The organism is Gemmatimonadota bacterium (assembly GCA_026705765.1).
In the GTDB taxonomy this organism is placed as follows: Bacteria; Latescibacterota; UBA2968; order UBA2968; family UBA2968; genus VXRD01.
On the sequence record JAPPAB010000056.1, the window covers coordinates 69311 to 88545 of the forward strand.

23 protein-coding genes are annotated in these 19235 nt (G+C 49.5%); 14 read left to right on the top strand and 9 right to left on the bottom strand.

Annotated features, from left to right (window positions below; all coding sequences use genetic code 11):
• Window positions 1-82: 82 nt before the first annotated feature.
• Window positions 83-1036 (bottom strand): serine hydrolase, encoded by a 954-nt coding sequence (locus tag OXH16_08015; protein MCY3681328.1) that lies wholly within the window; start codon window positions 1034-1036, stop codon window positions 83-85.
• Between the two features lie 80 nt (window positions 1037-1116).
• On the opposite strand from OXH16_08015, the gene OXH16_08020 reads away from it, so the two are divergent.
• Window positions 1117-1644, top strand: a complete 528-nt coding sequence (locus OXH16_08020) for a hypothetical protein (protein ID MCY3681329.1) — start codon at window positions 1117-1119, stop codon at window positions 1642-1644.
• 89 nt (window positions 1645-1733) lie between these two features.
• Here OXH16_08020 and frr read toward each other — a convergent pair whose 3' ends face one another.
• The 6 genes from frr to OXH16_08050 form a co-directional block, all read right to left on the bottom strand.
• Complete coding sequence (gene frr, locus OXH16_08025; protein ID MCY3681330.1) at window positions 1734-2291, bottom strand: ribosome recycling factor; 558 nt, start codon at window positions 2289-2291, stop codon at window positions 1734-1736.
• 30 nt (window positions 2292-2321) lie between these two features.
• Window positions 2322-2921: a translation elongation factor Ts gene (tsf, locus tag OXH16_08030; protein ID MCY3681331.1), complete on the bottom strand. Its 600-nt coding sequence runs from the start codon at window positions 2919-2921 to the stop codon at window positions 2322-2324.
• Between the two features lie 23 nt (window positions 2922-2944).
• Window positions 2945-3703, bottom strand: a complete 759-nt coding sequence (rpsB, locus tag OXH16_08035) for a 30S ribosomal protein S2 (protein MCY3681332.1) — start codon at window positions 3701-3703, stop codon at window positions 2945-2947.
• A gap of 109 nt (window positions 3704-3812) precedes the next feature.
• Complete coding sequence (rpsI, locus tag OXH16_08040; protein MCY3681333.1) at window positions 3813-4208, bottom strand: 30S ribosomal protein S9; 396 nt, start codon at window positions 4206-4208, stop codon at window positions 3813-3815.
• A gap of 13 nt (window positions 4209-4221) precedes the next feature.
• Entirely contained in the window at window positions 4222-4653 is a 432-nt protein-coding gene (gene rplM, locus OXH16_08045) for a 50S ribosomal protein L13 (GenBank protein MCY3681334.1), read from the bottom strand.
• A 395-nt stretch (window positions 4654-5048) separates the two neighbouring features.
• Window positions 5049-5849 carry a hypothetical protein gene (locus OXH16_08050; protein ID MCY3681335.1) on the bottom strand — a complete coding sequence of 267 codons (801 nt, stop codon included), beginning with the start codon at window positions 5847-5849 and terminating at the stop codon, window positions 5049-5051.
• Between the two features lie 112 nt (window positions 5850-5961).
• On the opposite strand from OXH16_08050, the gene OXH16_08055 reads away from it, so the two are divergent.
• The gene (locus OXH16_08055; GenBank protein MCY3681336.1) at window positions 5962-6369 is read left to right on the top strand and encodes a helix-turn-helix transcriptional regulator; all 408 of its coding nucleotides are present in this window, start codon (window positions 5962-5964) and stop codon (window positions 6367-6369) included.
• Between the two features lie 7 nt (window positions 6370-6376).
• Here OXH16_08055 and OXH16_08060 read toward each other — a convergent pair whose 3' ends face one another.
• Together OXH16_08060 and OXH16_08065 are read right to left on the bottom strand one after the other, a co-directional pair.
• Window positions 6377-7615, bottom strand: coding sequence for a 4-hydroxy-3-methylbut-2-enyl diphosphate reductase (locus OXH16_08060; GenBank protein MCY3681337.1), 1239 nt, complete (start codon window positions 7613-7615; stop codon window positions 6377-6379).
• A 6-nt stretch (window positions 7616-7621) separates the two neighbouring features.
• Entirely contained in the window at window positions 7622-8635 is a 1014-nt protein-coding gene (locus OXH16_08065; GenBank protein ID MCY3681338.1) for a Gfo/Idh/MocA family oxidoreductase, read from the bottom strand.
• 147 nt (window positions 8636-8782) lie between these two features.
• On the opposite strand from OXH16_08065, the gene OXH16_08070 reads away from it, so the two are divergent.
• The 12 genes from OXH16_08070 to OXH16_08125 all read left to right on the top strand — a co-directional run bounded on the left by OXH16_08070 (window position 8783) and on the right by OXH16_08125 (window position 18828).
• Window positions 8783-9934: a hypothetical protein gene (locus OXH16_08070; protein ID MCY3681339.1), complete on the top strand. Its 1152-nt coding sequence runs from the start codon at window positions 8783-8785 to the stop codon at window positions 9932-9934.
• A 46-nt stretch (window positions 9935-9980) separates the two neighbouring features.
• The gene (locus OXH16_08075; GenBank protein ID MCY3681340.1) at window positions 9981-11042 is read left to right on the top strand and encodes an Ldh family oxidoreductase; all 1062 of its coding nucleotides are present in this window, start codon (window positions 9981-9983) and stop codon (window positions 11040-11042) included.
• 112 nt (window positions 11043-11154) lie between these two features.
• Window positions 11155-11904, top strand: a complete 750-nt coding sequence (locus tag OXH16_08080; protein ID MCY3681341.1) for a UvrB/UvrC motif-containing protein — start codon at window positions 11155-11157, stop codon at window positions 11902-11904.
• Window positions 11905-11992: 88 nt separating this feature from the next.
• Window positions 11993-12313, top strand: a complete 321-nt coding sequence (locus OXH16_08085) for a DUF2442 domain-containing protein (protein MCY3681342.1) — start codon at window positions 11993-11995, stop codon at window positions 12311-12313.
• Window positions 12314-12366: 53 nt separating this feature from the next.
• A complete protein-coding gene (locus OXH16_08090) occupies window positions 12367-13293 on the top strand; it encodes a hypothetical protein (protein ID MCY3681343.1) in 927 nt (308 codons plus the stop codon).
• A gap of 249 nt (window positions 13294-13542) precedes the next feature.
• The gene (locus tag OXH16_08095) at window positions 13543-14646 is read left to right on the top strand and encodes a hypothetical protein (protein MCY3681344.1); all 1104 of its coding nucleotides are present in this window, start codon (window positions 13543-13545) and stop codon (window positions 14644-14646) included.
• Window positions 14647-14737: 91 nt separating this feature from the next.
• Window positions 14738-15334, top strand: a complete 597-nt coding sequence (locus OXH16_08100) for a histidine phosphatase family protein (GenBank protein MCY3681345.1) — start codon at window positions 14738-14740, stop codon at window positions 15332-15334.
• Between the two features lie 89 nt (window positions 15335-15423).
• Window positions 15424-15651 carry a DUF433 domain-containing protein gene (locus OXH16_08105; protein ID MCY3681346.1) on the top strand — a complete coding sequence of 76 codons (228 nt, stop codon included), beginning with the start codon at window positions 15424-15426 and terminating at the stop codon, window positions 15649-15651.
• 602 nt (window positions 15652-16253) lie between these two features.
• Window positions 16254-16628, top strand: coding sequence for a hypothetical protein (locus OXH16_08110; protein ID MCY3681347.1), 375 nt, complete (start codon window positions 16254-16256; stop codon window positions 16626-16628).
• A 4-nt stretch (window positions 16629-16632) separates the two neighbouring features.
• On the top strand, window positions 16633-16863 hold the full coding sequence (locus OXH16_08115; protein ID MCY3681348.1) for a hypothetical protein: 231 nt from the start codon (window positions 16633-16635) through the stop codon (window positions 16861-16863).
• Between the two features lie 240 nt (window positions 16864-17103).
• A complete protein-coding gene (gene map / locus OXH16_08120) occupies window positions 17104-17847 on the top strand; it encodes a type I methionyl aminopeptidase (GenBank protein ID MCY3681349.1) in 744 nt (247 codons plus the stop codon).
• A 183-nt stretch (window positions 17848-18030) separates the two neighbouring features.
• Window positions 18031-18828, top strand: coding sequence for a hypothetical protein (locus OXH16_08125; protein MCY3681350.1), 798 nt, complete (start codon window positions 18031-18033; stop codon window positions 18826-18828).
• Window positions 18829-19235 lie beyond the last annotated feature (407 nt).

Here is a 19235-nt window from a genome sequence, read left to right on the forward strand (position 1 = left end):
CTATATCATGACGTGAATGGTATGCAAATGTACCCAATGGATAGTGGGGAGTCAAGCAACGCGCAATACTCAGCAGTGTTGCTCAGGCAAACACAACCGCCGCGAGTTGTTGCGCAATGGATTTTACAGGAGCGGGATTCACATTGCTCAATACAATAATACAGACCTCGTCATCTAAAAACCGCAACAAAACCGTGTTGAATCCCGATACCCCACCGCCGTGCATAACAGATCCATTGTCCTCCACGCGCCAGCCGCAGGCGTAATTGTTCAACACCGGCGTAAACATCTGCTCATAAGATGCCTGTGAAATCAGTTTGCCATCGCCGAGCGCGGTATCCCACTTCGCCAGATCTTCTGCTGTGGAATACAAATTTCCCCCACCGGTCAGAATCGGCATATAGATCATCGGAGAATTGATCACGCCATTCTCTGCAGGTGCATATCCGCGTGCGCGATGTGGCAAAATTGGATCGGGATGATCGCATCCCGTATCGGTCATCTCTATAGGGTCAAATATGTGCGCTTTCAAAAAAGTCTGATATGATTGACCCGACACTTTTTCGATCACTCGCGACAAGACAAAAAATCCCGTTCCGCTATAGTGGTATTTTGTACCCGGCGGCGCCACGAGAGGCCGGTCCACAACTTTTTGAATTGTCTCGGCAGAGGTTGCTTTCAGCGACATGGTATCGGAAAAACCAGGCAGTTCCCACACATGCCTGATCCCCGCCGTATTGCTCAGCAGATGGTGTAATGTGATCCCGGTCCAGTGATCGGGAATGTCCGGTAAATACTCAGAGAGCAAATTGTCTATTTGGAGTTTGCCCTGCTCCGCCAATATCATCACCGCCATTGCGGTAAATGTCTTGGTTATAGAGCCAATGCGAAATTTGGTATGCAGGGCATGTGGCACGTTGTTTTCCAGGTCAGCCATCCCATATCCCTGTGCCAATAATCGCTCTCTCGACCGCACGACGAGAACCACACCCGAAAAATTGTGCGCTTGAACAACCGCATTTAGTTTGTCTTTCATGGACCACCTCATAAACTAAACCTGTTTTCAATTGGGTAAATGATAGCCCGACTTGACTAAAAAGCCTTATATTTGACATCATGAAAATCGCAAAATACAAAAAATATCAGGCGGTCCCCCTCATCCTGTTTTTGTTTTTTTTCGCCTGTATGCCCGAACTCGAGTTACCCGAAGCGCCTGGTCCCGTGACTGAAATGCCCGAATTTGAACAGTTTGCGATTCCCGAATACCAAATTTACAAAGACAAACCGCGTCCTGTCAATCTCGTGAGCCATCCGCGCGCGCTTCGATTCAAAGACCGCTTGATTCACGGTGCCAAAATCGGTCCCAATTTTGCGGGCGATCAAACCATTGTGCGGTGGTTTTGCGGCGAAGAATGCCAGCAATTCGCCGTTATCGACGTGCGAACAGGCAGTGTAATCTTCGCGCCCTTCGTCACACATCTGGGCTTTCGCTTTCGCCTCGACAGCAAACTCCTGATCGTCAACCCTCCCGAAGCCGTCGAACGCGCCACCCGAACAACAGGCAGGTCCAAATCGCACTATCGCACGGCGTATTACGTCTGGCACTACGGCGAATTTGTCGAGATCTATGCGATCAGATATTAAAGGGAGCCGGGGAACTCCTCAGACTTAAAAACCAAAAGGCCACCTCGCAATGGAGATGGCCTCTTCAATTCAGCAGATCTCGTTCCGCATCAAACTTCCATAATTTCTTCTTCTTTTTCTTTTAACACCTCATCGATTTTCGCGACAAACTCGTCGGTCAAATCCTGCACGCGATCTGTTGTGCGCCTGGCATCGTCTTCGGGAATCTCGCCTTCTTTTTGTGCATCGCGGATGAGTTCATTGGCATCGCGACGGGTATTGCGAACCGAAACGCGGCTTTCTTCGGCATATTGCCTTACCACCCGCACTAACTCTCGCCTGCGATCTTCCGTCAACTGCGGAATGGGCAACCGAATAATTGTACCATCGTTAGCTGGCGTCAATCCCAAATTCGATTCCAGAATTGCCTTTTCAATCAGCGGAATCGCCGACTTATCCCAGGGCTGAATCGCAATCAAACGCGGTTCTGGCACACCCACCGTGGCGACCTGATTAATCGGCACCTGTGTACCGTAATACTCGACTCGAATTTGATCCAGCAAATGCGCGTTGGCACGCCCGGTGCGTACTGTACCCATTTCATTTTGCAACGCTATCACAGACTTTTGCATGGCCGTTCGCGCTTCGGCCATAATCTCATCAATCACGGCGCACCTCCTCTGGGCATTTATTGACGCTTAACTCTCCTCACCCAGGACAAAACGGGCGAATCGGCGAATGGTGATATTTTCGCCGCATTTGGCCACCAGGTCTGAGTGCAGATCCTGAATGGTTTTGTCCGGGTCTTTGACAAAAGCCTGCTCCATCAAGACCACTTCTTGATAGTACTTTTCCATGCGGCCTTCCACAATTCGATCCACGATATGCTCGGGTTTGCCTTCGCTGAGTGCCTGATCGCGATAAATATTCTTTTCCTTTTCCAGCATTTCGGCATCTACATCCTCGCGATTCACTACAAGAGGTGCGGCAGCGGCGATGTGCATAGCCACATCTTTTGAAAACGTCTGGAACTCATCGGTACGCGCTACAAAGTCGGTCTCGCTATTGATCTCGAGCAAAACTCCCAATTGGCTTCCCGCATGGATATAAGACGCAATCGCTCCCTCTTTAGCCTGACGTCCCGCCCTGCTCTCGGCTTTGGCAATCCCCCGTTTACGCAACAACTCAACAGCCTTATCCATGACGCCATCGGCCTCTTCAAGCGCTCGTTTACAATCCATCATGCCCACATTGGTTCTGGCACGCAACTCCTGAACCATTTTTGCAGAAATAGCCATTTCAATCTCCATCTTCTTTTGATTTAATTATTGCTGGGATCAATTTCTGTAATCTCAGGGCCTGCATCCGGCACAGGGGCATCTTCTACTTCATCCTCTCGAACAGTTGTCCCCTCAATTACGGCCTCGGCCATCAAATTTGTAATCAGCGCAATGGACCGCATTGCATCATCATTGCCTGGAATGGGATGGTCAACCTCGTCCGGGTCGCAGTTGGTATCGACAATCGCCACAATCGGAATTTCCAGACGACGCGCTTCGGCGACTGCGATTTTTTCCTTTTTGGTATCCACGACAAATACGAGGGCTGGCAAACGCCCCATGCTGCGAATCCCGCCCAGGGATTTTTGCAACTTATCGCGCTCGCGTTCCAAACGCAACACTTCCTTTTTTGTCAACTGCTGGTATGTGCCATCACCGGCCATTTTATCCAGCGTGTCCAGGCGGCGAATGCTCTGCCGAATAGTCTGAAAATTCGTCAGCATGCCCCCCAACCAGCGGTTGTTGACAAAAAACATGTCGCAGCGCTCAGCGGCATCTGAAATGATGTCTTTAGCCTGTTTCTTCGTGCCGACAAAAAGAATCGGCTGGCCTGTTTCAGCAGCCTTGCGCACAGCCTGATATGCCGTGTCGATTTGCGTCTGGGTCTTTTGCAAATCGACAATATAAATACCATTGCGTTCTGTAAAAATGTACTTCTGCATCTTTGGATTCCACCGTCGGGTTTGATGCCCGAAGTGGACGCCAGATTCGAGCAGTTGCCTCATTGAAACAACAGCCATGTCACCTCCTGCACTTTGGGTTTGTCCTCTGCATCCCTCATCTTGCCGCATTGCCATCTGGCACCCATGAAGCAATCAGAATGCATGTGAGATCCAGAAATATTCTGGTTTAACGCTTGGAAAATTGGAATTTTTTGCGCGCGCCGGGCTGCCCGGGTTTTTTTCGTTCCACTTTGCGCGGATCGCGCGTGAGCAAGCCCGCCTGGCGCAGGGGTTTGTGATTGCCCGTATTCACGCCTTGCAAACTGCGCGCAATACCCAATCGCACGGCGCCGGCCTGACCGGTCAAACCGCCCCCCTTTGCTTTGGCAACAATGTCATAAGTCCCCCGGGTCTCGGTCACATCTAAGGGCTGTTCGATAATCATCACCAATGTCTCCCGTTTGAGATAATCGAGCGCGGAAAGCCCATTGATAGTAATCGCCCCCGTCCCGGGGAAAAGTTTCACATGCGCCGTCGATGTTTTGCGACGTCCCGTAGCAGAACTCAGTGGTTCAACTGCCAAATAATCACCTCCTCTATAAATCAATAGGCTCAGGAGACTGAGCCTGGTGTGGGTGCTCTGGCCCGGCGTAAATACGGACCTTTTTGATCATCTGCCGCCCCAATCTATTGTGGGGCAACATACCCCGAATCGCGTGCTCGAGTACAAACGTGGGACGCTTTTCCAGCGCATCTTCCAGTGTTTGCTTCTTAAGCCCGCTGGGATACCCACTATAACTCGTATAAACCTTCTGCTGGGCTTTATTATTGCCCTTCACCTGTATTTTCTCGGCATTTACAATAATCACATGATCCCCCGTATCAACATGGGGGGTATAAAAAGGCTTGTGTTTGCCGCGCAAAATTCGGGCAACGCCACTGGCAAATCGCCCCAGTATCTTGCCTTCCGCATCTGCGACATACCAGGTTTGTTCAACATCACCTTTTTTGGCACTCGGTGTCATCATCGCTCATTTCCTCTCCAAATTTTGAAATCGCAAAGTATTTTAAGCCTTTGAAGGTACAGTATAATCCAATTTTGTCAAGTTAGAAACCCACAAAAAAGCGCCACACGTCGGGTGTCGGAAAACCGACCCATCTCCGTGCGGCGCATCGTCTGACGGAAATTTCTGCCTCGCGATTGTCAAAAAATCGCCAATGTGGCAGATAACAAACCGCTCGATGGCTGTCTTGGATTGCCAGGTGCGCTACCATTCGAGATGCTATTCCCGCTCCTGGCAGAGGCGCACCTAACGACAGCCACCTCCACTGGTCATTTCACTCATTCGACCACCTCCTTTCTTGTGTGGTTCCAATATAGCCCATGCAAAGGTGAAAGTCAACCCTTGAAAAGGTGGAAGTATTAGAAGCAACACAGTGCAATACCCGATGGGCGATCCAATCCCTCAGTCACGAGATCTTCAACATCTGAACCATCTAAATTCGCACATTGAATTTTAGACACGCCATAGTTGTCGTAGTCCCCCCAGTACATCTTCCCTTTGACGACGTCTAAAGCAATACCCGACGGGCGATCCAATCCCGCGATAACGAGATCTTCAACATCGGAGCCATCAAGGTTCGCGCGTTGAATTTTAGACACGCCAGCACCCTTATAGTTCGTCCAGTACATCTTCCCTTCACCCACGTCTAAGGCAATCCCCAATGGCAGTAATTCGGTGAAAACGAGAGTTTCAACATAAGAACCATCCAGGTTCGCACGTTGAATTTTAGTTAAGTCCGTCCAGTATATCTTACCCATGTCCAGGTCCAGGACGATACCGTTGGGAATACTCATTTCGGTGAAAACGAGGGTTTCGACCTGAGAGCCATCCAGATCAGCTCGTTGTACTTTGCACTCCACGGTCTCTCCCCAGGCCGCATCTGTCCAATATATTTTTCTTTTTTTTCCATACACCGTCATTCCACCTGGAAGATATATATCGTCAGTAATGAGATCTTCGACATCTGAACCATCCAGGTTTGCACGCTGAATTTTGGACGTCCCAGCGTCCGTCCAGTACATCTTACCCTCGTCTCCATCCAGGGCGATGCTATTTGGAATACGCAATCCGGTAGTAACGAGATCTTTGACATTTGAACCATCTGTGTTTGCACACTGAATTTTAGAAGTTCTCAGATCTGTCCAATACATTTTTCTCATAGCGGCTCCAATCCCAAAATGCAAACGTATAATATGTATAAATACATATTTTTAATCAAAATATATGCTTATGAGCATATATAAATCCATAAAATTACCTTATTTTTCATTTATGATCGTAACTGGACGAAAAATAAGGGAATTACGGCACGCAAAAAACTGGTCTCAACTCGACCTCGCCAATGCGGCTAATATTGATCAGGCAACAGTATCTCGCATTGAAGCAGAGACAAAAGTGCCTCGAACCGATACTCTGGTCGCTATTGCTACTGCCCTGGGCGTTTCGCCGGATGTCCTCCTGGGTACAACAACTATCGTTTACCCGCGAGAGCGCGATCCCGAGTTGAGCAGTATTGTAAGCGACCGGATTAATACACTCACGACAGAACAACTCAGAGAACTGAATATTTTACTGTCTTCCGAAGACGGAAAAGCCGTGCTTTCTGCACTACTGCGCTTGCAGAAACAGGAATCACTGGAAAAAGTTCGCAGACTTCTCGAAGTCTTAGGAGAGGGGTAACCCCATATTACACAGGCTCCATCGCCCTGTACGATGCCAGCGCATCATTCACATCCCGCGCATCGGGAAAAAAAGACAACACCCGCAACAGCACACCATCCACCACGGCATCGGGACACGAAGCACCGCATGTCAGTGCGACATCCACAGGTCTTTTATCGGGCAACCAATTCTCGGCAATCTCCACCCCATGCGACCTGAGGCAATAGTGCCGAATTTCGCGTTCTGAAACCAACTCCCCGGCATCCTTCACAAAAAACGTCGGCATAGCTTCCTCGCACAATTCCACAATATGTGATGTATTCGAAGAATTGTAGCCCCCTACAACCAGAGCGATGTCTGCCCCCTGCTCGATAAGCGTGTATGTCGCATTCTGGTTTTCGTTGGTGGCATAACAAAGCGTATCTGATGTATCCGCAAAATGATCTTCGATATTCTCCACTCCATATCGATCCATGAGTGCCTGCCGAATGATCTCAGCTATTTTATGCGTTTCAGTAGCCAACATCGTCGTCTGATTCACCACACCGATACGCGACAAATGGATGCTGGGGTCAAATCCCTGTGAGCACTTGTGTCTAAAATGCCGTTCAAAAGCATCGGGATCGCGTTTGCCCCGAATAATATCTGCTAAAATACGCGCCTCTTTCAAATTCAGTACAGCTACGACCTCTGCATTTTGAACCGCGTGTGAAAAAGTCGCCCGCGTCTCTTCGTGTATGGTCTTCCCGTGAATAATAACAGTATAATCCCCATCTCCCAATTGGGCACTGCGCTTCCACACCCTTTCGACAAATGGACAGGTAGTATTGTACTGATAGGGATCAATCCCCCGCCGGGCCAATTCCTCTTGCGTTCCCACGGTTGTACCAAAAGCGGGCACCACCACGATATCTTCGGGTACAAGTTCGTCCCACGGAATGAGCTGTTCGCCAGAGGGCGTAAACATAAACTTCACGCCGCGATCCTGCAAATCCGCATTCACATTGGGATTGTGAATCATCTCACTCAGAAAAAACACGCGCCGGTCCGAATGGGCTTCCAGGGTCTTATACGCGATTTCAATGGCATTCTCCACGCCAAAGCAAAACCCAAAATGCCGCGCCAAAAAAAATCGCACAGGCCCAAAATCCAGCACCGAGGGCTGCAAATCGCGCTTTTTGGGATCCGATAATTGTCGCGCGCTTTTGACCTGCGAAATAATCGGACTTTTGTAAAATTCTGGAATCTCAAATTTTCGCGCCATGACACTTCATTCCTCAAATGGGAGCGCAATCGCTTCGCCCGTTTCAATGGACCGATAAGCCGCCAACGCTATTTCCACAGCTGCCCTGCCATCTGCGCCAGACACTGGCGGATCTTCCCCATTGAGCACAGCTTCGCAAAATGCGCGAATCTCCTGGCTCACCGGGCTTTCATCTTGCGACAACTCCGATGCGGCAATCGCCGTTTCATCACCATCGTATCGCTTGTAGCGCAAACCACCTTCACCGCCCCAAAACGTAGGAAAGACCACCGAGCCTTCGGCGCAATCCAACCGCCCGCCATAACCGCCAATAGCACTTGCCTGACTGGAGTGCAATACGCCTACCCCACCGTTTTTGAATCGGATGGAAACGAGTGCCACATCTGGAAAATCCGTCTCCATCTGCACGAACTGCCCACCCGCCGCAGAAACCGATTCCGCATCGCCCATCACAAAACGCATAAAATCGATTTCGTGCGCATTCACTTCCATTAGCGTACCGCCACTTTTATCCCTTGACTTTCGCCACGATGCAGACCACACGCCGCCCCAGCCACCACCCAGGCGATGCACCATCAAACACAAAGGCATTCCCAAATCGCCCTCGCGAGCCAAATCGCGCACCTTGCGATGCACCGGGTGAAAGCGACACACCAGCCCAATACCCAACGCGACGCCGCCTTGCTCACACGCGGCGATCATCGCATCACACCCCGCCAGCGTCGGCGACATGGGCTTTTCGCAAAACACATGCACGCCCGCCTGGGCTGCTGCTATTGTGGGGTCACTGTGCAAAAACGGTGGCGTGGCAATCATAACTGCCTGCACATCCTCCTGCGCCAGCATGGTGTGATAATCCGCCTCGTAATCGCAATCCATTTTCTCAGATAGCGCCTGGCCTTTTTCACTATCCACATCGCTGACACAAACCACCTCGGCGCAGTCCAGGTCTCGCGCACCATTGGCCAGGCTCACGCCCATATTGCCGCATCCTATCACACCCAATCCGAGTTTTGTCATCCATTCCTCCAAACAATGTTGAATACAAAAACAGGTTATACCATATTTTAGGAAAAAAGTCAATCCCCTTTCAACCCGTCTCAAAAATCACTTTGAAATTATCCAAAATGAAAATACCATGTCTCAAACAGTGAAAGGAGCATCCCAATGCCTGCACTCAACGCCACCATGTGGACTTATCCCTGGGATTTACGCGACGAAGGTTATGACGCCGTCCTGCACAAACTCCGCGAAGAAGTTAAACTCGACGCCATCAACCTCGCATCGGCTTACCACACCTTTGACATGTTGCGTCCCCATCTACCCGCCAATAACACACTCGAGGTCTCACAATCAGCAATTTATTTTGAGCCACAGGAATCGCTTTACGGCGCGATCAAACCACATGTTAGCCCTTTGATGCAAAACGAAAACTGGTGGGGCGAAGCAGCAAAAGCAGCAGCATCCGCAGACATAAATCTCAATTCATGGACCGTCTATTTTCACAACTCCCATCAGGCGCAATCCCACCCCGAATGTGCCGAAGTCCGCTGCACAGGTGACATCAGCAAATCGGCTCTCTGCCCGGCAAACCCAGACGTGCGCGCCTTTGCCATCGCGCTCTCTCGGGATCTGGTTCTCAACTACGGCATCTCCCTCCTCGAATGCGAATCCCTCGCCTACTCCGGTTGGGGCCATCTGCACTATCACGCCAAACACGGTATTGACCTGGGGGCTGGCGGACGCTACCTCTTTTCACTTTGTTTCTGCGATAGCTGCAAAAAACAGGCGATGGAAGCCAATATCGACATTGCCCGGCTACAAAGCGCTGTCACCGCAAAAATCCGCACGGCCTTTGAAACTGGTCAACCCGTCCGGGAAACCATCACAGACCTCAAACGCACAATACCAGATCTCGGAGCATTTGACGCCATGCGCGAAGAAATTGTCACATCCCTCGTACGCGAACTCAAAGCGTCCGTGGATGTCCCGCTCTCCTATATCTTGATGGGTGATTCAACGATCACGGGATCAAATCCCAAAGCCATTGCACAAATTGCTGACAGCGTAGAAATTCTTTCTTATACTGCTGATCCCCAACGCACCAGAACGCGAGTCTCTGAACTCTTGCCCATCCTCCAGAGTCCAGACCAACTCGTTGTCGGACTTCAAGCCTATCCCCCAGCCTCCCCCGATGCAGAAACCCTCTGTGCCAATCTACAAGCGGCCCGAGAGCAAGGCGTGACCAAATTCGCCTTTTATAACTATGGCATCATGCCGCTCTCCGCACTCGATTGGGTTCGCCAGGCGATCCAATAGACGGATCATAGCACACCATCATCTTTTTTGAAAGGACATATACTATATGCCCATTATTGACGCAACGCATCTTCGAACCCTGGAACGCGAACTCTACAGCGCTGCGGGATTTCCAGAAGATCAGGCTCACATCGTAGCCGACCACCTCGTGGATGCCAACCTCTACGGCCACGATTCGCACGGTGTTATTCGCACGCCGGGCTATATTCGCGCCATCACAAGCGGCAATATCAAACCCGTGCGCGAACTCAAAATCATTCGAGAAACCCCGGTCTCAGCCGTCATTGATGCCGAGCGCACCATCGGCATTGTCGTCGCCCACAAAGCCATGCAAATGGCTACCGACCGCGCCCTCGAACACACCATCGGCGCCGTAGCTGTCCACCGATCCAGTCATATCGGTCGCCTGGGCGATTATCCGCCCAAAGCGGCTGAACGCAACTGCATTGGCCTGCTCATGCTCAATGGCGGTGGGCGCTTCACCGCTCCCTTTGGCGGCACGAGCCGACGCCTCCCCCCCAATCCCATCGCCTTCAGTGCCCCCACACCCAACGGTCCTCCCCTCATGCTCGACATAACCACCAGCATGTCTGCCGGTGGCAAAGTCGATGTGTATCGCGCGCGCGGGCAACAAACACCCGATGGCTGGCTCATAGACTCAGACGGCAATCCCGTGAATGACCCCAATCGCTTCAAAGGTAACGGTGACGCTGTGGCAATGCTACCTCTGGGCGGACCTCAGGGCCACAAGGGATATGGCCTGGGCATGATGATCGACGCCATCGCGGGCGGTCTCTCATGGGCGGGATGCAGTTCGGAACAACCCACGCGAGGCGGCAGCGGCTATATCGCCATCGCCATCAAAATCGACAGCTTTATCGATCTCTCCGATTATCTCAACGAAATTGACCGTCTCTGCGACTGGATCAAGTCTTCCCGAACCCAGCCCGGCGTCGATAAAATCTATCTCCCAGGGGAAATCGAACACGACACACGCGCCAAACGCGAAGCCGAAGGTGTCTTTATCGAAGACGAAACCTGGGACAACACAGTCGAAACAGCAAATGAACTGGGTGTGTCAATACCCGAAGTACGAGATGATGCGTGAAAATCATACCCCCACCTTTCTCCGCTAATTTCTTGACAACATATAGTGATTATCGTAAACTGCTTTCGAGCTTATTTTCCTAAGCCAATTTATCAATGGAGGATACGCACCGATGAGTAAAGATATTCAGCCTCTTCTGGATGACTGGCCCTGTGAACCCGGGCAATTGTGTGTTCGCAAAATCAGAGGAAATGATGGTCGTACCAAAGTTCAACTCCGCATCGAAATGGGCATCTTGCAAATGGATGTCACCGGTCGCCCCGACGGCCAACAGCCCGAAGGGTATGAATCGCTCTTGCACTATTACAAAGCGCAGGCACAAAAACGCGGTCCAGAAAACTTTGTGCTCAATTCTGAAAATTGTATGGAACTCCAGATGGAAGCCCTCCAATATTATCATCGCCGCATTAGCTTTCTCGAAATAGGCGAATATCTCAACGCCAAAAAAGACGCAGAACGCAACCTCGAACTTTTCGACTTTGTCAAAGAATACGCAGAAGACGAGGAAGACCGCATAGCGTTTGAGCACTATCGTCCCTTTGTCATTGGACACCGCGTAAGGGCCGAAGTCCTGATGTACCTCGAACGCGAAGCCTACGACATGGCACTGTCAAAAATTGACGACGGCATTGACGAACTCCGAGCCTTCTTCAGAGAATTTGACCGTCACGACCTCATTGACGAAAGTGAAGAAATCGCCTTCCTCCAGGAATGGGCAGACGAGATTCGCCGCGACCGCCCCAAATCCCTGTCCCAGGACTTGCGCGACCAGATCCGCGAAGCCGTGGGCCTCGAAGACTTCGAACGCGCCGCAGAATTGCGCGATCAACTTCTGTCTCTGAAGGAAAAGACCGAAATCTGATCTATAAACCAGTTGCGAGAGGTAGGATCATACAAAAAGCCCACAGTCAAAGGACGTGGGCTTTTAGTTTCTAAATCATTGTCAAACAATGATATATATTACAGGCAAACCTGTGCTTGCGGAGCGTATATCTATCGACGATGCACTAATTATAGACTTAGTCGATGGACGAAGCATAAGCGTCCCTTTAGAATGGTATCCCCGTCTATTGCCTGGCAGCCCTCAAGAGCGCAATAATTGGCGACTCATTGGTCGAGGCGAAGGCATTCATTGGCCTGATCTGGATGAAGATATTAGCATCGAAAATGTATGGGCTGGCCGACCTTCAGGAGAAAGCCAACGTTCGCTAAAGCGATGGTTAGAGACAAGAAATAAAGAGAAGAATTCCCGCAAGATCGGAGATACATAGATTTAGTATGTATTACCGTAACTGTTCTTAATTCCGTGGTTATATGAAAGGAGATGAGTAATACTAGCGATATGGATGTAACTCCTCATCAAATGGAACGTCTGTTGATTTCCAGACTACTACTTGAGCAAGCTATCAGACAGCTTGATACCGGTGGGCAGCATTCTGAAGGGTTCGCGGTTTTGTCCCTCCATGATTGTGTAGAAATAGTCTTACGAATTATTGGAGAGAGTGTAGAAGCTCCTTTTAAAGAGCACGAGAGCTTTAGTGGGCTTATTAACAAAATAGAAACGAAGACAGATAAAACCATCCCTGGGCGCCAGGAACTTTTCAGGCTAAACAAGGCGAGGGTTGATTTTAAACATATGGGCATGTTACCTAGATCTGAAGATATCCGGGCTATTGCTATCAATATACATTCCTTTTTATTTCTATCCTCTGAACGATTTCTAAATATCAATTTTAGTGATGTTTCTATTATCGATGCAGTACAAAACGAGAACATTAAGAGTAAACTAAAAGAGGCGGAGCAAGATATTCAAAGAGACCAGTACATTGATGCTATCAAAAAATGCGCTGTACTATGGCATGAAGTTTTAAGTCTTTTTCCTCGGATTGAGGAGGAGCGTTGGTCCGGAATTTTAAATATTAGACCACCTGAAGTAGACGACTCGGACCTTCGAAATTCCCTTGAATATTTTACTCGAGAATTAGAAGAAAAGTTCAGTACTATTCATACAGACCTGCAATTACTCATAAATGGTGTAGATCTTAGAGATTACCGTAGATTTAAAGCTATAATTCCTATCGTCCACAGAACTGTGGGAGGCAAAATATCTATAGTTCAAATAAGAGACGATAGCTTCTATGACCAAGCCCGTGCACGATTCTGTTTAAAATTCCTCATAGATACTTCGTTGCTTGCTGAACGGACATCTCGCGAATTGAGTAACGCTTCACAGATCGATGACAATAGTTAGTGTGCTTGTGATATTCTCGCTCTACCTAACAGAGCAATTTACGCCGCTTCGCTTACGCTCCTTGGCGCTTCTTTCACCCCACATCGCAGGGTCGTGAATTGTGAAGTCGTTAGCGACCATGCAGCCCTAAAAGCAATGGCGCGTCCTGTGCTAAAAAACAGAAATAGAACAGTTATATACACTACCCAGAATACTCCATCATAGATTCTGGATTGCAGTGCGAGAACTTTTATTCAAAGATGAAACGCTATGGGCTTACGAGATTCTCTAAACACCATCAAGAATAAATATAATTGGTCGCTCTTGGGCTTCATCATCGCCCTATTGTTTGGCAGTTTGGCAATATACTCGGAATTTTTCAGAGACCGCAAACCGCAACTGAGATTCGAAATAGTAAGCAATACGAGCGTTCTCGACGTTCGAGAAGATTTGGGAAAGTTGGAAATCTTATATGATGGGCTTGATATTAAGAAGTCCAAGCAGGCCCTTAGGGTAGTAGTAGTCCGAGTGGTCAACTCTGGTGAGACGGCCATTCTCATGGGCCATTACGACAAAAGGGAACCACTTGGCTTTACCTTCTCAACCGGTAAGTTGCTACGAGTGGAATTGCTCGAAGCTAGCAGCCGATATTTGATATCAAATCTGCGCGTTTCACTCACTGATAGCTTACTTTGCGTCTTCGAGCCAGTAATCTTAGAGAGTAAGGAGTACTTTATGTTCAAGGCTCTGATTTTGCATACCCAAGGTTGGACACCAATACTTTCCCCACAGGGCAAAATTGCTGGTATTAGGACTTTCTACCTCACTGAGCAATCAAGCGCTGAAAGCGAAATGTCTTACTGGCACCTTGTCTTCGCGGGTGGAGTCTGGGTGCAGGCAGCAAGGCTGATTTTATATTTTTTAGGGCTCACCCTTCTGTTGCTTACGGTCATTTTTTCAGTAGACTTTGTTTCGGAAAAACTCACGCGGAGAAAACGCAAAAAACACGTAAAACGCTTCAGGAGAGCAACGGACATTGAACTGCAGGATAAAGACGAGTTCCTTTTTTCTGCGTACGAGGACAACGGTTTCGACTATGTACATGAAATGGGACAATTACTCTCAGATAAGACCAAGCTCAAAGAAGTAATAGATGGACTGCCTAGACAAAGCGGTGTGTCAGAGTCATTTTACATGGATGTAGGCACTACCGATATCCGTCCAAAAGTCATGCTCCAAAGAGTGTCTGATGTTCGTGCTCTACTACAAAATAATGTGATACAACGAAAAGATGATTCTTGGGAAGTAGATGCACATGTCGTTCAGACGATTCTTGAGTTCGAGCGATTCCTCGTGTATCATTCGAGGAGGTGATTGACACCTGAAGCGGTGCAAGAGTTCCCTCCAACCTCACTCCGGCAAATTGTGTACAAGAAAAATCGAAAGATAGGTAGATTTAATTTTAATGCGTTTTCACTTCATTCGCCACGGTAAGAGAGACCGCAAGATCGGCGACCCTTCATTGACATCAAAGGGACGAGAAGAGGCAGGACTACTCGCCCGGAAGTTAGCATCAAATGGCATCGCGCGAATCTTCAGCAGTCCCCTGGCACGAACAAGAGAGACAGCAGAGATCATCGCCACCATTTTGAATCTTGAAGTTACTGAAGATTCACGGCTACGTGAGCGGATGAATTGGGGTGATATCGAAGGCCAATCTTTCGATGCATTCATAGCTCAGTGGGAGCGTTGTAACAGAGAGCGAGATTACCGACCCAGTGTTGGCGATTCAAGCATTGAGGCTGGCAGACGCATTGAGGCATTTGTTTCCGATTGCTATCGTCAGTCATCCAAAGATACTGTGATTGGGGTGACCCATGGTGGTGTCTTAGCAGACTTCCTTCTCAACGTTTTTTCGTTTGAAGAACTGAGTCGCATCAGTCCGAAATTCTGCAATAACCCATACAGTGGTGAAGTCATGCGTGAATGCTCCGTTACGACGATTGCATACGATGGCAACCAATATCGACTCGATGCTGTTGGGGCTATGCACCACCTATAATCCTCTTGTTTATCCCAACGGATAGCGCTATTTTTTCATACTATTGGCTGAGGTTATACCACCAGGCAGATTGAAAATGGAGTAAATGTATGACAAATTGGGAAACATGCGATGCGGTTGAGCGCCATCCCAAAAAGGTCAGTGGAGCCTGGATATTTCGTGGCACTCGGGTTCCTGTATCCGCGCTTTTCGAGAATCTCAAAGATGGGGCTTCGATTGAGCAGTTTCTGGAATGGTTCCCCGGCGTAAAACGATGGCAGATCGAAACGGTTCTCGATCACGAAGTGAAGGCGTTGGCGGGCTCTGTTGATTCATGAGAATTCTATTTGATCAGGGCACCCCCGTGCCTCTTCGACGATATCTGTCAAATCACTCGGTCGATACCGCCTTTGAGCGGGGATGGTCCCACCTTCAAAATAGCGAGTTGCTTCAGGCAAGTGAGCAGGATGACTACCAACTCTTGATCTCTACAGACCAAAATCTTCGATACCAACAGAATCTGTCCGGCAGACAGCTGGCGATCATCGTTCTGCTTTCGACTTCATGGCCACGAATCCAGTTGCGAATCGATGACATCCAGGCGGCTGTTGATAAAATAGCTCCAGGTGACTACATAGAGATTCCAATCTGAGGCTGTGGCGATCATAGACGCGGCAAATTTTTTCGGTTCCCGCTAGACGACCTATCTGGCGGGATTTCTGCAAGTGTTGTTCGTCCGCTCCCCACCCCAGGCTGGCACAGCACACAACAAGACGGTTGCCAGTTGCGCTCCCTTCGGTCGCTCCAACCCAAGTGGCCGTGAGTGATGGGTTGGCTGATGGAAAACAGGTGATCTGTTTCCTGATGCATTGCCACTTAGGCAACCGCAGGCCGTTACCTGCAATGCGCCGCTACGGCCAGTCCTGGGCCGAGAAAACCAATGGAACCACGCTATCCCAGATATAGAGACGAAACGGGCCCGCTGCCTGATCAGTCAGAAATTATGGATCTCTGCAAGCGATTCTGGGATCTGGAAGTAACCAGCGTCCGCAGGGCGAATTCGCGGTGCGTCTTCTTTTGTGATAGTCTGCGGGACGGACGCGTTGTGTTCCGCGTGAATCCGGGGTGGGACGGCTCGACCCATCCCAAAACCATTGTGGAGTTTGTTCGACACCTTGCCGATCACGGCGCGCCGTGTCCTGACATCCGTCCAACCACGGATGGTAGCCTCTACAAGTCCGTTCGAGACCTGGTGATTTCGGTGGAGAGCTTCTTGGAAGGAGAGGTCGTAGACCGCGTCGATACTCTCCGATGAGGAAATGCAGCGGTTCGTGGAGGGGTACTTTTCGGTCCGGCCTCCCTCAGATGATGAACGTACCGCACTCCCGTTCATCTTCGCGGCCTACTATGCCAAACGTCTCTGCCAACTCCACCGGAAATGGGGTCCGAAGTCGCCTAATCGGAGAACCTGGGGATTGGAAGACCGAATACTCGCTCTCCCTGATGCGGCGATTCGTATGGGCGAGGCTGCAATCGAAGGCATAGATTGAAAGGCAAGAATCAGCCAACCCGATGCTTACCGTCAGCTTGTGAAGGTCTCACGAGCCCGAAGGCGGTGCAAGATCACAAGTGCCAATATCAACCCCAAACATGGCTTTTTCCGGATACCAAACCGGGACGGCATTTGACTGAACGGTCAGTTCAATATGAATTACCGTAACAGTTCGTTAATCCCGTAGTTAGCATAAATCAAGATTGAGAGTCACCACCTTCAAAAAGGAGTGGTTCCATTGTCGATAGAATGTCCTGAGGATTTCGAAGGCCTTGCACAGGCAGGGCAGGTGGTTGCCGCTACATTAAAGGCAATGGCGAGTGCTGTTCGCGCCGGAGTAACCACAGCGAAAGTTGATCGCGTTGGCGAGTTGGTGCTCAATCGATACGGGGCAACGTCCGCACCTCGGCTGTTTTACGGTTTTCCCGGCGTCAATCTTATCAGTGTCAATGACGAGATCATTCACGGTATTCCGAGTGACCGAGTGCTGGAACAGGGTGACATTGTAAGCCTGGATGTCACCGCTGAACTGAACGGCTACATTGCAGATGCAGCAATCACCATCCCGATTCCTCCATATTCCGCGAAAGCCGATAGATTGTGTCGATGTGCCCGTACGGCATTCGAAAAGGCGGTGGCCGTAGCTCGTGCAAACAAACCGATCAATTGCATCGGCCATGCCGTAGAGCACGAGGTGAAACGACAAGGATTCTGGGTTGTCAATGAGCTTGCGGGACACGGGATAGGTCGGGTTATCCATGAAGACCCCATCGTTGCAAACACCTACAATCCGCTCGATTCAAAGCCGCTTACGAATGGTCTTGTGATCACCATCGAGCCTATGATTGCCGAGCATCCAGCCCAAGCCGTTGAAGATTGCGACGGTTGGACCGTGAGGACCTCAAATGGATCTCTTTCGGCTCATTTTGAGCATACTGTCGTTATTACCGATGGCCGGCCTATTTTGCTGACTGCGGCCTGAGCGGCCTGATTTCTGCTAACACGTCCGTGTCCGACTTCGGGCTGTGCCCTCCGCGCAACCGCTTCGCGATTCGGGTACGACGGTAACATTACACGCAAGCGGCGCAAGGTTCTCCTACCATCTCACCCTGACAAATTATGTACAGAAGCAGAAACCACTCCATCTACGAAAAAGAAAATCACTATGCGAATCTGTTCTTTCCAAGTTTCAATGTCCAGCCAATTGACTGAGAATGTGAAGACTGCGATACGGTCCATTGAGATAGCTACGGATAAAGAGGCTGATGTTGCACTCTTGCCAGAGATGATGGTTACAGGTTGGGGGCAACACTTGCACGACTTCTTTGCCCGAGAGGCTTGGATTGATGAAGTCACTCAAGGACTCTATGAAATTCTCAAGCACGTAGAGAAAAATGGTGTCCGAGTACTCCTTGGCTCTCCATATTCTGTCGCGGATTCCTACGTAAATGCTATAATCCTACTCGATCCTGTAACCGGTATTCAGTATGTGGGTGGCAGAATGCTGATTGCACCCGGCTGGACTAAGAACTGGAATTTCGTCGGAGCCTCTTCCAAAGCCCCGATCATGATAGATCAGATCCTTTGCGGATTCGTGGTCTGCAATGAAGTTGGAATGCTCGACCAGCTTGAGGACTCGGGCATTGAACAGAGCCAAATCATCTTCTGGCCTGGAGTAACTGTAAACCACTATTCCGAGGATAGTAGTCTCCTGCACAACAGCTGTGCCGAAGGCGTAAGGTCCATTTCTTTGCGCTATCGCTGTCCCACGATCCAAGCAAGTTACATCAATGAGATAAACGCCTTGCCCCCTACTCGGCGGCATGGCGGAATTGCGGTTGCTTCAGAAGATGGCACTGTCGTTTATCAGGCTCCCGATGGAAGGGAGACACTCATCGTTTGCGACGTCACGTTAGAAAAAGTCGGCGGCTCAATGTTGACTCGCCTGTCACTGATTGAGTGATACCGAACCACACAACTAAAAACATCGTGTGGTCGAATCTTTCAGCCCTTGAAAGACTTTGCCGTGAGTGGGCTGCGTCGCCAGCGCGTAACAACGCGTCTGCGCTTCAGGCATGGCGAAGCGCATAGAATTTATGGGGCGACTTTAGCCTGGAGGATAGTCCTCAAGGGACTATCGGTGGCGGTGCATCAACAAGATTTATTCTATTTTCAACTTGACAAAAATAACACATAAGTATATATTTTTATTATGTTTAATTCGTTCAAGTACAGATTGCGACCGACCAAAAAGCAAGAACAAATCTTGCTGACGCATATTGACGAATGTCGTATTCTCTATAATCAACTACTCTGTGCGAGAATACAAGCATGGAAAAATGAGAATAAGTCTCTCTCGCAATATGACCA

Bases quoted from the DNA above. Each gene is read 5' to 3' on its own strand.
- OXH16_08110 (MCY3681347.1), top strand. From the start codon at position 16,254: ATGGAACCACGCTATCCCAGATATAGAGACGAAACGGGCCCGCTGCCT.
- OXH16_08095 (MCY3681344.1), top strand. From the start codon at position 13,543: ATGGGCTTACGAGATTCTCTAAACACCATCAAGAATAAATATAATTGG.
- OXH16_08015 (MCY3681328.1), bottom strand. From the start codon at position 1,036: ATGAAAGACAAACTAAATGCGGTTGTTCAAGCGCACAATTTTTCGGGT.
- OXH16_08060 (MCY3681337.1), bottom strand. From the start codon at position 7,615: ATGGCGCGAAAATTTGAGATTCCAGAATTTTACAAAAGTCCGATTATT.
- rplM (MCY3681334.1), bottom strand. From the start codon at position 4,653: ATGATGACACCGAGTGCCAAAAAAGGTGATGTTGAACAAACCTGGTAT.
- tsf (MCY3681331.1), bottom strand. From the start codon at position 2,921: ATGGCTATTTCTGCAAAAATGGTTCAGGAGTTGCGTGCCAGAACCAAT.
- OXH16_08055 (MCY3681336.1), top strand. From the start codon at position 5,962: ATGATCGTAACTGGACGAAAAATAAGGGAATTACGGCACGCAAAAAAC.
- OXH16_08105 (MCY3681346.1), top strand. From the start codon at position 15,424: ATGACAAATTGGGAAACATGCGATGCGGTTGAGCGCCATCCCAAAAAG.
- OXH16_08020 (MCY3681329.1), top strand. From the start codon at position 1,117: ATGAAAATCGCAAAATACAAAAAATATCAGGCGGTCCCCCTCATCCTG.
- OXH16_08080 (MCY3681341.1), top strand. From the start codon at position 11,155: ATGAGTAAAGATATTCAGCCTCTTCTGGATGACTGGCCCTGTGAACCC.
- OXH16_08125 (MCY3681350.1), top strand. From the start codon at position 18,031: ATGCGAATCTGTTCTTTCCAAGTTTCAATGTCCAGCCAATTGACTGAG.
- rpsB (MCY3681332.1), bottom strand. From the start codon at position 3,703: ATGGCTGTTGTTTCAATGAGGCAACTGCTCGAATCTGGCGTCCACTTC.
- OXH16_08070 (MCY3681339.1), top strand. From the start codon at position 8,783: ATGCCTGCACTCAACGCCACCATGTGGACTTATCCCTGGGATTTACGC.
- OXH16_08050 (MCY3681335.1), bottom strand. From the start codon at position 5,849: ATGAGAAAAATGTATTGGACAGATCTGAGAACTTCTAAAATTCAGTGT.
- OXH16_08085 (MCY3681342.1), top strand. From the start codon at position 11,993: ATGATATATATTACAGGCAAACCTGTGCTTGCGGAGCGTATATCTATC.
- OXH16_08075 (MCY3681340.1), top strand. From the start codon at position 9,981: ATGCCCATTATTGACGCAACGCATCTTCGAACCCTGGAACGCGAACTC.
- OXH16_08065 (MCY3681338.1), bottom strand. From the start codon at position 8,635: ATGACAAAACTCGGATTGGGTGTGATAGGATGCGGCAATATGGGCGTG.
- OXH16_08090 (MCY3681343.1), top strand. From the start codon at position 12,367: ATGAGTAATACTAGCGATATGGATGTAACTCCTCATCAAATGGAACGT.
- OXH16_08115 (MCY3681348.1), top strand. From the start codon at position 16,633: ATGCAGCGGTTCGTGGAGGGGTACTTTTCGGTCCGGCCTCCCTCAGAT.
- OXH16_08100 (MCY3681345.1), top strand. From the start codon at position 14,738: ATGCGTTTTCACTTCATTCGCCACGGTAAGAGAGACCGCAAGATCGGC.